This window comes from Armatimonadia bacterium, from assembly GCA_039679385.1.
Lineage (GTDB): Bacteria > Armatimonadota > Zipacnadia > Zipacnadales > JABUFB01 > JAJFTQ01.
On sequence record JBDKVB010000067.1, the window covers coordinates 128,219 to 140,313 of the forward strand.

The following is a 12,095-nucleotide window of genomic DNA, read 5'->3' on the forward strand; positions in this document are numbered from 1 at the left end:
TCGCCGCATCATACCTCCCTGTCCGCGCATCACACCGGGAGTGGTCTGCTATGCCTGCTACCGAAAGCCCCTTCGTCGACGTTACGCTGTCTCTCGCTGACTTGGTGGGAGAGGACTACCTCGAGGCTGTCTGCGAGGCTCGGTCGCTGCTCAGCGGCGAAAGCCTGGCTGATCTGCGAGCAGTGGCCACCACTCCCGTGAGCCTGTACCCCGCCGACTTCCATGCGCGGCTTCTTGACCGTCTGCCCTCGGTGGGAACGCTCCTGCGTCCCACTCCGCTGACCTCGGCGCCGGGTGCGACCAGTTCCGACTTCGTGCGGGCCACCCATACTTCCATGGCCCCGCTGACCGGCTTTGGGTTCTACCGTCTCGGCGAAGACGGCCGCCTGTACCTGACCACCAAGAGCGAGCACTACCACACGCCCGTGGGTCACAGCTTCCCCGGCTACCGGCTCCTGGATATCGCGCGTCGTCTAGGTATCCCGAACGCCACGCACAACAACACCCGGGGGCACATCACGCGGCTGCTGGAGCAGGAGCTTGTTCGCACGGCCAACGGCCTTGCACCGGAGGATGCCTCCGGGCTGGAGGCCACGCTCTCCTCGACTCAGCCCGGCGTCCTGAACGGGGTGTTGAACCTCGAGACCGGCAGCCTGGCCGCCGAGGCCGCCCTCAAGATGATGCTGGCCCGGTTCTTCCGGAGTCAGGACGACGTGCCGGCGCCTCTCTACCAGGGCCGCACACCGGTGTTCCTGGTGCTCGGCAATGACGACGGCGGCCTCCATGCCAACTACCACGGGACGACGGTCCTGACGCAGCTTCTGCGCGGAATGTGGCCCGAGTTCCTGCAGGCCCTTCGCAACCAGGGCGCCTTCGAGGTCTGCGCCGTCCGACCCAATCACCTGGAGGACCTCGACGCCGCCTTTGCCCGCTACGAGCAGCCACCCTACAAGCTCGCGGGCTTCTTCCATGAGATCGTTCTGATGAATTACGGGGCACGCCTGCTCACCCGTGAGTTCCTGAACCACGCCTACAGCCTCTGTGCCGCTCACGATGTGCCGGTCGCCGTGGACGAGATCCAGTCCTGCCTCTGGGCACCGAGTCTGTTCCTCTTCCGCGAGTACGACCTCAAGCCGTCCTTCGTGATCCTCGGCAAGGGGATGCCCGGCGGCGAGTACGCTGCCTCGCGACTGGTCTTCTCGCGAAGCATGGACGATCTGCCCCAGTTCGGGGCACTGGTCACCAACGGCCAGGAGGAGATCGCCTCGCTGGCCTACCTCGTGACCATGCGCTGGGCGCTTGCCAATTCCGAGGTCACCCGGCAGATGGGCGACTACTACCAGGAGCGCCTGACCGACTTCGCCGACCGGCATCGCGACCGGATCCAGGGCTTCTGCGGTCTGCGTCACCTGGGCGCGCTGGCCTTCGATGATCTCACGGAGGCGCGAAGCTTCGTCTCTCGTCTCGGAGAGAAGGGGCTCGATGCCAGTGCCCAGACCTACAAGGCCGACTGCCCGCCCGTAGCTCTCACCAAGCTTCCCCTGCTCGCCTGCCGCCGGACGGTGGATTTCGTCCTCGACCGGATGGAGGAGTCCCTGCGTCGGCCCGGAAACTGATCTCACTTTGCCGCCTCACTACCGACCGTGGCAAGGGCAGGCGCCGCAGTCTGCTGCCCTTGCTCAGGGAGGACGAGTCGCGTGAGATCGAAGGCCGCAGCCCCTCGACTGGCCGTCCTGCTGTTCCCCCTTGTCTTCCTGCTAACATCGACCTGTGGCTTCGCCCAGGAGCGTCCCGTCAATCTACTTCGCAATGGTGGTTACGAACATAGCGGCGGTTGGTCGCTGGGCGCTGCTGCGAAGGTCGTGCCCTCAGATCGCGGCGACAAAGCCCTGCTGATCACCGACGCCGGAGCAGCCAATCAGGACGTGCTGCTCGGGCCAGCCACGCGCACGGTAAGCTGTGCCGTTGACCTGCGCACGGAGGACGTGAAGCCCGACGGTACAGGCTATGCCTATGCGGCTGCCTACCAACTCAGCGAAACCGGCGAGTTGGTCGCCTACAAGGACTTCGCCCAGGCTGTCGGCACGCGTCCCTGGCAGCGGCACACGGTGACGGTCCCGGTCGCACCGGGTGCCACGATCCTCTCGCTGCGCTGCGGCCTCTTCAACGCTTCGGGGAAGGTGTGGCTCGACAACTGGACGGTGGTGGAAGGGGAAAGGGCCCTGCGACCGGAGGAAGTGGTGGACCCCGAAAGCGCTCCCAGGGTCGACAACACCGTCGCGATCCTGCGTGAGCCACAGATGCCTGTGCGCGGTGCAGGCTCCTCACCCGAACGCCTCGCGCGTCTGTTTGAGGGTGCAGGCTTCAAGGTGCGGTTCCTCACGGCAGAGCAGATGGCCGATCCGAGGCAGCTCAGCACCTCCCTCAACAGTCTCGTGATCTTGCCCTACGGTCAGTCCTTCCCTGCCATCGCCCGCAACAGCTTCACTGCCTTCCTGCGTCAGGGCGGCAGCTTCATCTCACTGGGAGGCTACGCCCTCAACTATCTCCTGATGGAGCGTGACGGTCGCTGGCTGGAGGAGAAGGAAGTCCTGGCGCAGCTCCGCGAGGCGGCCCTAACACACTCGGTTCTGCCCGACGGTGGCTTCGAGGCGACCCAGAACGCACCGATTGCTGGGACAGTCCTCGACGGCAAGTGGCATCGCGACGGCACCATCTGCACCGTCACGTCGGAGGAGCCCCGCGAGGGCCGCAGTTGCGCTCGTGTCGAGGTCGCCGCCGACAGCCCTCGCGAGGATCGCTGGTACCTGGACCTCAAGCCCAGGCCGGGAGCCCGCTACGTGGTCAGCGGATGGGTGCGGACCCGCGACGTCGTCCCTATCGGCAACGGTTTCGCCTACCTGGCGCTGTACGAATATGGCGCGAAGGATGAGCTGGGGCCGTGGAAGGACTTCGCCCAGGTCACCGGCACGCACGAATGGCAGCAGTTCCAGTACGAGTACACGCCCTCGGCGCAGACGGTGCGTCTACATATCAAGGCAGGACTGTACCGCGCCACGGGGACCGCCTGGTTCGATGATATCCGCCTCGCCGAGGTCACTGGCAGCGTTGCCCGGCCAATGAACACGGCGACCGGATCACCGGGCGATGGTCTCGGCGTGTCGCCCACCCAGATCGGCGTCTTCGATGCCAGTTACCCCTTGCGTCGTGTCGCCTCGGCACGTCCCGCAGCCGGTCAGTTCATCCTGCGCACTGAGGGGAGTCTCGCCAGCCCGCTGTCGGGCTGGGTTGCGAGCGGCGTCCAGGGCTCCGACAATGCCCGCTGGATCCCCCTCGTCAGCACCTACGATCGCTTCGGCCGTGAGCGTGGACCGCTCGGCTCTCTCATGATCAACTACGGCGGCTACTTCGCCGGGTCGATGTGGGGCTATTTCGGCGTCGAGAACGAGGACCTCTTCGATGGTCGCTACCCGTGGCTTGATGCGTCTCTCGTCGACCTCACCCGCTTCGTCTGCCGAGGAGCTTTCCTGCGCAGTTTCACCACCGACCAGGCCGCCTATCGCGACGGCGAGCCCGTCAACCTCTCGGTCGTGGCCGTGAGTCAGGGCGTCCAGAGCCGCCGCGGTCAAGTGGTCGTCGAGGCCCTTCCTGCAGGCAAGGAGGACCAGGCTCAGGCGGTTGGTACTGTCCCCTTCGAGCTCTCGCCCGGCGAGACCCGGACCTGTCAGGTGACCTGGAACCCGGGGACCTTCGCAGCCGACCTCTACCAGGTCCGCGCGAGGCTGGAGATTGACGGCCGACCCGTTGACCAGATGGTGTCGGGCTTCGCTGCCCTCAAGCCCCAGACTCTCGCGCAGGGCCCCGGGCTGCGCTTCTCGGACAACTACTACCGGCTCAACGGCCGCCCCACCTTCCTCTTCGGCAGCGACACCTATGCCAATGTCTACCGGTCGGCTTGCGAGAACCCCTGGACCTGGCACCTCGATCACGTGGCCGCCCGCGACATGGGTTTCAACGTCTACGAGAACCTCCAGTTCTGCAACCCGCCAACCTATGAATACACGCCGGCCCAGTGGCGGCAGTTCGAGGCCATGGCTCAGTCCTGTCAGCGTGAGGGTCTGGTCTTCATGCCCTGCCAGCTCTGCGGGCACAATGTAGCGATTGGTGACCCGGCGCTCGAGCGTCAGGCGGCCGAGTGCACCGCCTATGCCCAGCATCTGGGCCAGGTGCCCGGGCTGCTGTACTACCTGAACGGCGACTTCGCCTTCCGGGTCGAGGACAAGCCGGCGCTCAAGGTCCTCTGGAACCAGTGGCTCGCGACGCGCTATTCCGGGAAGCAAGCCCTGGCCGCAAGCTGGGGCGACGAGGTCTATGGCGACTGGGGTAACCTCGACTACCCGCCACCCTCGACGGGCCGCTGGGACAGTGTGCGCGAAGTGGACCACGCACGCTTCAACGTGTGGCTGACCTCCCGCTGGGTGGATCGCATGACGGCCGGGGTGCGCAAGGCCGACACGCAGCACCCCATCACCTCCGAGTACTATCAGCGTCCGCACGGCGGGATCGACCTGCCCCTCACCCTTGGGGCGCAGGATGCCTCCAACTTCGGATACTTCGACCTGCCCTACCGCGATGAGGAGTTCCTGCCCCTGGCCCTGCGACTAAACGACCTGCGCCTGCGCGGCAAGTCCGTCGGTCTGGGTGAGTACGGCGTGAAGACGCATCCGGCCTGGGCACTGGAGAACGGTGCACGCGGCTACCATATCCTCCGCACCGAGCAGGAGCAGGACCGTCTGTTCCTGGCTGTGGCGCACTACGGCTTTGCGATGGGCGCTTGCAAGGTCCAGAACTGGTGCCTGCGCGATGCCAGCGAGAACGTCTTCCCCTGGGGCGTCTTCTACCCCAACGGCAGGCTGCCGAAGGACGTCGCCACGGTTCACCGCAACCTCAGTCTCGTGTGGCGCCACTTCGAGCCGCGCTACACGACGCCGCAGGTCGCAGTGCTGCTCCCGGACGGCCTTCGGCTCGGTGCGCAGTCAGGTCTCGGCATGGAGGTCGGCTACAACGCCTTCCGAGCTCTCCTGGGCCTGCACCAGCAGTTCGGGGTCATCAACGAGCAGCATGTCGCCGCGCTGACCCATGACACGCAGGTGCTGATCTGGCCCTCTCCCCTCTGCCCCGAGGATCCTTGCTACCAGAAGGTGCTGCAGTGGGTTCGCGAGGGTGGACGGTTGCTGGTCACCGGTGACCTGTCCCGCAACGGGGACCGTCAGCCGACCCGCCGCGCACGCCTGGAGGAGCTCTGCGGCGCTCGCTTCGTGGAACAACTCACCACGCCGCCTTTCCGGAACGCGGCGAAGGTCCAGGCGGTCACTGACGGTGCGACCACGCTGGAGTTGAGCCCGTGCCAGCGGGTCCAGCCCACCACCGGACAGGTCCGCCTTGCCACACCCGACGGAACGCCGATCCTCATCGAGAACCGCGTCGGCCTCGGCACCGTGACCTTCTGCACCGACGCGATCGAGACCGGCGCGGCCGATCAAGCGATCCCGCTGCTCACCTGGCTCTATGCGAAGGCGCTGGCACCGGTGCCCTCGACGGCCACTCAGCCCAGGCTCACCAGTGACCTGCACCTGTGCCGCCAGCCATTGGCTTCCGGTGGCGAGTTCAGCGTGGTGTACAACACGAACCTGCCGCCGGGTGCGGTCACTGCAGCAATCCCCGCTGGACCCTTCACCGTTCAGGCAAGGGTCGCCGCCCGTTACCCCGGACTCGCAGTGTCCAGCGGCGAGGGTAAGCTTGTCGCGGTCGGGGCCAGTGGCGAGGCAGCCGTCGACGGCAAGCCTCTGCTTCAGGGCGAGGCACAGGTGATCTGCCTTGCCCTGGACCGCGAGAACCTGGCTGAGAGCTCGGCGGTGCTCCTGTGCCCCTTCACCACCGGCCGCACACAGCTCCAGTCGGCACGGCAGTGGCGCAGTCCGGTGACGGTCGTCGGAGACATCCAGGACGGCAAGCGGCGAACCTTCGAGGTCCGGCGCGGCCTGTCGTCAGTGCAGCTTGATGAGGACCTCAGGACCTGCCTGCTACTGATCTGCGAGGAGACGGAGGTCGGGCGCTGGACAAAGGCCCTGGAGGACGTCCTGCGTTACCCGGACCGAATCAAGGGCATGTAGCCGTGGAGTTGTGGAGCCACCAAGGGTCAGCTTTGGAACCTCGGTGTCGCTGTCCGTCGTGACTTCGAAAGGTGGCCAGGCATGTCTGTGCCCGGCACCTCTCCCTGGGCGAGGGTGCGAGCGGGGAAGAGCTGGACGCCGTCGAGACCGCGCCCGGGCTGGGCCTGATTGGCGCTACAGGAGGAAGCAGAGACCAGAATCGCCAGTAGGACGGCAGACAGCACGGCGCGAGACATGATCGCACCCCCGCGGGGTGAGTCGGCCGACGACTGGGCACACTGGCCGCAATCCCGGAAGGGCAAAGGCCACAACGCCTTGGAGGGACGGCGCTGGGAATGCGGAGTCACCACTGGGTCGTGGCCGTGATGGTGTGCCTCCTGGTTGTCACGCAGGTGCTCGGGCAGCCGCGCGAGGTACGCTTCACGGTGCAGCGGGGCCTTCACGACGGTGATCGTGCCCTGGCCCAAGGGCCAGCGGCCGGAGGGCCTGACGGTGAGCATGCAGAACGGGGCTGTGGTGGTGAGCACCACGGCGGGGAGCCTTCGGATCGGCCTGGACGGCAAATGCGACCTGCAGCAGTGAGCTTCCCGCGAATCCGTGCGAAGCTCTCGCGCCCGCTGTCCCCATCGCGCAAGGAGATTGCTGGTGTCCAGGCCCCTTGCCCCTTGTGTACGCGTAAGCTTCCGTAGATGAACGCTGACCTTGGGCCGGGCACGGCCCGACCCTCCAGTCTGGTGCTGGTCGTCGTGCGCAGACTCCCGACAGAGGTGCAAAGGAGGCGTTCTGACCCATGCATACCGGTGGTCGGTGGGCAGTCACGTCGGGGTTGCTCCTGGCACTGCTGAGCATGGCCGCTTGGCAGGTTGGCGCACAGCCAGGGATGCTCGCCCCAGCGAGTTTGGTCCGGTACGAAGTGGACTTCCTGACCTACCTTGGTGGCTCGGGTTCGGACATGGTGCGGGACATGACCGTGGACGTCGAGGGGAACCTCTACGTCGCCGGGGTTGTGAGCTCCGCAGACTTCCCCCGCACCCCCGGAGCCATCCCGGGCCAGTCCAAGGGCGGCGGAATGGTCGCCAAGCTCAGCCCAACCGGACAGCTCCTCTGGTCCAGGGTTGTGGGGGGCCGCGATGTCAGCTACCTGTACAGCGTGGAGGTGGACCGCGCCGGCTATGTGTACGTGGCGGGCCGCATGGGCCCTGGCTTCCCCACCACACCCGGCGCGCCGCAGCTCAAGGCAAATCACAACTGCGGGTTCGTCGGCAAGCTCAAGCCAGACGCCTCGGACTGGGTGTGGGCTACCTATGTGGGGACAGGCTACGCCGTCCGCGACATGACCCTTGATGACAGAGGGGACGTCTACGCCACCCTCGACTACTTCGCCGAGAGCCCGGAACACCTTCCTGCCGAGTGGTTCGCCAACGCCTACCAGAAGTCGCCTCACAGCGGCGGGAACCACTTCGGCAAGTCCGACGCGGGCCTTCTGAAGCTCTCCGGCGAGGGCAAGGTGCTCTGGGCCTCGTGGATCGGCGGTTCCAACGGCAACGACTGGGTCGCCTCCGTCGGCGTCGGCGCCGACCACTGCCCCGTCATCTTCCTGAACACCTACTCGGACGACATGCCCACGACACCCGAGGCTTTCTGCAAGACCCCCTGCAAGTCCTGGGTCGGCAAGCTGTCCGAGGATGGCTCGCGGTTGATCTTCGGCACCTACACCGGCACGGCCGCCAGCACCGCTGAGGTACCCTTCGCCAGGACGCACAACGTCGCCGTGGACCACCACGGTGACGTGTTCATCGCCTTCGTGTCCAACAGCGTGCCGGTCACCGCGGGCGCCTTCCAGTCGCGGTGCGGCGGCCGAGGTGACTTCGCAATCGAGAAGATCTCACCTACCGGGGCCCTCCTCGCGGCCACCTTCCTGGGTGGCAACGGCAACGAGACCAATGGCCCTGACGAGATCGTAGTGGACGCGGAAGGCGACGTGATGGTGGCGGGAGGGAGCAGCTCCACCGACTTCCCCGTCACGCCCGGCTCCCTCCAGCCCCACAACGCGGGAGCCGGCGGCAAGTTCCCCTTCGACGGAATCGTCTCCGTCCTCTCTGGCGACCTCAGCCGGCTCCTGTACTCCAGCTACCTCGGTGGCACGGGGGATGAGATGGCCCGCGCCTGCTGCTTCGGCGCCGGCGGGATGCTCTACGTGGCCGGCGTCACGACGAGCCGAGACTTCCCCTCGAAGAACGCCTTCCAGAGCACCTACGGCGGCGACCCGGGGTTTGGCGCCACCCCCAACGGCGGGCAGTTCCCAGTGGGCTGGGGCAACGGAGATGCCTGGGCGGCGAAGCTACGTCCCGCGAGGTAGGGAAAGCCCGCACCCGACCCGGGGAACCCCAACAATGCCGGAGGCGACCTGCATGAGCCGCGTTTTGCTCGGGATCGGTGCCCTGCTAAGTGCAACGCTGCCGGCGCAGGGACAGGGCACGGCCGACGGCCGAAATGCCCTTCAGCTTCACCCGCGGGAGCTGCGGATAGTGCTCGGAGCGCAGGCGACCGCTCCAGAGGTGCGAGCCGCCGAGCTCTTCCAGGCGGAGGTGAAGCGCCGGACAGGCCTGGAGGTACCCATCGGTGGGGCTCCCGCAGGGGAGGTGTCGCTGACGCTGGGAACCGCCGAAACCTGCGCCGAGGCCAGGGCCTTCTGCGAGAGTCACGCAGAGCTCAGGTCGATGGGCGCGGACGCCTTCCATCTCGCCACAGTGCCGGACTCCCAGCATCGCCTCTTCGTGCTGGGGGAAAGCCCCGGTGGCGTGGTGGCTGGTGTCGGCAAGCTCTTGCGGGCGTGCCGCTATGCGCCGGGCGAGCTCACAATGCCCGGGCTGTCTCTGACCGACACCCCGCGTCTGCCCGTGCGCGGCATCTACTTCGCCACCCACTTCTTCAACTTCTACCATGTGGCGCCGTTGGCAGAAGTAGACGCGGTCATTGAGGAGTTCGCTCTGTGGGGCGGCAACTCGCTTTGCGTATGGTTTGACATGCATCATTTCACGGGTCTCGAGGATCCGGCGGCGAAGGCACACCTGGCGCGGCTCAAGCACTTCGGCCAGACCGCCCACCGGGTGGGCATGCAGTTCGGCCTGACCTTCATCGCCGACGAGGCCTATGCCGGCAGCCCCGCAGAGTTGCGCCCAAAGCCCGCACCTGGCTCCTACGGCGTCGAGCTCTGCCCATCCCTCCCCGCGGGTCTGGCGCTCATCGGCAAGTGGCAGGCTGAGGAGTTGGACGCCTTCGGGCCGGTGGACTTCATCTGGACCTGGCCCTACGACCAGGGCGGATGTGCCTGCGAGCAGTGCGCGCCCTGGGGCGGCAACGGGTTCCTGAAGGCCTCCGAGCAGCTCGCCGGGCTCTTCCACCAGCGCAACCCGGAGGGCAAGGTCTGGCTGTCCACGTGGTACCTCGACTATATCGCCGGGGACCTCGGCGAGTACCCCGCGCTGTTCAGGTTCATCTCCGAGCACAAGCCAGCGTGGTTCGAGGGCATGATCGGCGGCGCGGGCGGCGAGGCCGTTCCCGCACCCTTGCTGAATCGCCCGGAGGCCGACCGCTACCCGCTGGCATGGTTCCCCGAGATCTCCATGTGGGGCATGCAGCCCTGGGGCGGATACGGCGCCAACCCGCTTCCTGGGCTGTTCACCCGGTTGCAGGACAAGCTGCGCGGCCGTATCCAGGGAGGATGGCCGTACTCGGAGGGCATCTACGAAGACCTGAACAAGTGGCTGTGGTGCCGCTTCTTCTGGTCTCCCGACACCCCTTCGGAGGATGTGCTCGCCGAGTATGCCTCCTACTACCTGTCCCCCGAGACGGCGTCCGACGGCGTCCGACTCTTCCAACTGCTGGAGCAGACTCACCCCCACAACAACTGGTATGCGCACCATCTCGAGCGGGCCGAGGATGCGTGGACACTGGCGCAGAGCATCGACGCACGGCTACCGGCTTGGACGCGCGAGTCCTGGCGCTGGCGTCTGCTCCACCTCCGTGCCGAGATCGACCACCTCCTCGTCACGAAGGGCTACCGGACTCCAGAAGGGCAGGAGGCGCTACGGCCGCTCTGCGATGAACTCGTCGCCCTCTACCATGCGCAGGACAGCTTCATCCGCCCGCCCGCGTTCCCGGTGGCAAGGACCGATGCAGAGCAACTCGCCCTGGGGCGCCCCGTAAAGGTCTCCTCTACCAGTCCCGAGTATGCGGGCTGCGAGCAGATGCTGACGGATGGAGTGTACGCAGAGGAGGACGGGCAAAACTTCTGGGTACACGACCTTCGCAAGGAGAAGACGGCGTGGGTGCAGGTTGACCTGGGCAAGCCCGTGGCGGTCAAGGAGGTGCGACTGCAGTACCGGGGCATCCGCCGGCAGTTCTGGTTCGTCCCCACGAGCCTGCGCTTCGAGGTGTCAGAGGATGGGGAACGCTTCGAGGACGCCGGCGAATCGTCCAGGGTGCCACAGGAAGGCGCGGCCTACTCGCCGAAGCTGTGGGCGTACCCCATCGGCAAGACCGGGCGCTACCTGCGCATCCATCTGGGCCAATCGCAGCACGTCGAGGAACCCTACGCAGGGACCCTGGAACTCGTGGAAATGGAAGTGCAGGGTCAGTAGAGCAATCTGAGCGCGACCGCGAATCCGGTAGGGCGGTATCCGCAAAGCCTGGCTGAGGCCGTCGCAGCGGAGGGAGGCACAAGCTCGACCCGGCCTTGCCGTCAGACGGGCGGCCGGCGTACTGGAGCAAGGCCCCGGGCGTCGAATACCCCAAGTCCGGCGGGCGTCAGCTCGAGAATGCCCAGCGTGTTCTCCGCGATTCCCGCGGTGTCCCCGGGTGCCCCACGCACTCTTCTGCACAGTGACGACGAGACGGAACCCCGCTGCCGATTCAGCGTCTGTGTCTGACCCCACGTTCCCCCGAAAGGGCCCCAGCGTTTGCGACACCCTCGACACTTCGACGGCGTTTGGATCCACGCCCCCGCATGGGGGGCGACCGGCCGGCAGCTCGCCGGCAAACAGAGGTGATGGGTTTCAATCCACGCCCCCGCATGGGGGGCGACGCCTCCGAGGGGTCGGCATGCGAGGAGTTAACCTGGGTTTCAATCCACGCCCCCGCATGGGGGGGGCGACGAGGCGACTCAGGTTGTTATCAAGGTTGTGGAGGGTTTCAATCCACGCCCCCGCATGGGGGGCGACATAGTGATATGGGACTATATAGATGTACAGGTGATGTTTCAATCCACGCCCCCGCATGGGGGGCGACGTGGTCAACACCCTCTGCCTCGCCCCTTCGCTTGTGGTTTCAATCCACGCCCCCGCATGGGGGGCGACATGTTGTGGGCCCTGCGCAAACTGCCCTTCGACGAGTTTCAATCCACGCCCCCGCATGGGGGGCGACCTGGACCACTTCACCCCGCAGTACAGGCTAACGCCGTTTCAATCCACGCCCCCGCATGGGGGGCGACGGCCGTCTCCGATCCCGAGCCCGTTGTCGAGGTCGTTTCAATCCACGCCCCCGCATGGGGGGCGACACTGTTTCTGGTGGTGCCCGGTGTTGGCGGAGAGTTTCAATCCACGCCCCCGCATGGGGGGCGACAGGTGGACATCCGTGGCCACCGTAAGGACGTCAAGTTTCAATCCACGCCCCCGCATGGGGGGCGACGTGGCCCGTAGTCTTTGCCTTGTGGAAGACCGATGTGTTTCAATCCACGCCCCCGCATTGGGGGCGACCCTCGTCCGTCCTTCTGAAGCCTGTCGCGCCAGTGTTTCAATCCACGCCCCCGCATGGGGGGCGACGTGCTGTTTGAGTTGGCGGCGCGGTGGCGACGAGGGTTTCAATCCACGCCCCCGCATGGGGGGCGACCACTACGGGCTCGAACTGGTGGTGGTCACGAAG

At 66.4% G+C, this 12,095-nt stretch carries 5 protein-coding genes and 1 CRISPR repeat array; all 5 genes read left to right on the forward strand.

All coding sequences use genetic code 11. From position 1 onward, the window contains the following. Positions 1-50 precede the first annotated feature (50 nt). The 5 genes from ABFE16_07020 to ABFE16_07040 all read left to right on the forward strand — a co-directional run bounded on the left by ABFE16_07020 (position 51) and on the right by ABFE16_07040 (position 10,816). Positions 51-1,616 carry an aminotransferase class III-fold pyridoxal phosphate-dependent enzyme gene (locus ABFE16_07020; protein MEN6345043.1) on the forward strand — a complete coding sequence of 522 codons (1,566 nt, stop codon included), beginning with the start codon at positions 51-53 and terminating at the stop codon, positions 1,614-1,616. 81 nt (positions 1,617-1,697) lie between these two features. Then, positions 1,698-6,173, forward strand: coding sequence for a beta-galactosidase (locus ABFE16_07025; GenBank protein ID MEN6345044.1), 4,476 nt, complete (start codon positions 1,698-1,700; stop codon positions 6,171-6,173). Between the two features lie 381 nt (positions 6,174-6,554). After that, a complete protein-coding gene (locus tag ABFE16_07030) occupies positions 6,555-6,755 on the forward strand; it encodes a hypothetical protein (GenBank protein MEN6345045.1) in 201 nt (66 codons plus the stop codon). 208 nt (positions 6,756-6,963) lie between these two features. Beyond that, a complete protein-coding gene (locus tag ABFE16_07035) occupies positions 6,964-8,532 on the forward strand; it encodes an SBBP repeat-containing protein (GenBank protein MEN6345046.1) in 1,569 nt (522 codons plus the stop codon). A gap of 52 nt (positions 8,533-8,584) precedes the next feature. Beyond that, positions 8,585-10,816: a discoidin domain-containing protein gene (locus ABFE16_07040; protein ID MEN6345047.1), complete on the forward strand. Its 2,232-nt coding sequence runs from the start codon at positions 8,585-8,587 to the stop codon at positions 10,814-10,816. 345 nt (positions 10,817-11,161) lie between these two features. Further along, a CRISPR array of direct repeats spans positions 11,162-12,062; the repeat unit is 32 nt; unit sequence GTTTCAATCCACGCCCCCGCATGGGGGGCGAC. Positions 12,063-12,095 lie beyond the last annotated feature (33 nt).

Coding starts and splice junctions, on each gene's coding strand:
- ABFE16_07020 (MEN6345043.1), top strand. CDS start 51: ATGCCTGCTACCGAAAGCCCCTTCGTCGACGTTACGCTGTCTCTCGCT.
- ABFE16_07035 (MEN6345046.1), top strand. CDS start 6,964: ATGCATACCGGTGGTCGGTGGGCAGTCACGTCGGGGTTGCTCCTGGCA.
- ABFE16_07040 (MEN6345047.1), top strand. CDS start 8,585: ATGAGCCGCGTTTTGCTCGGGATCGGTGCCCTGCTAAGTGCAACGCTG.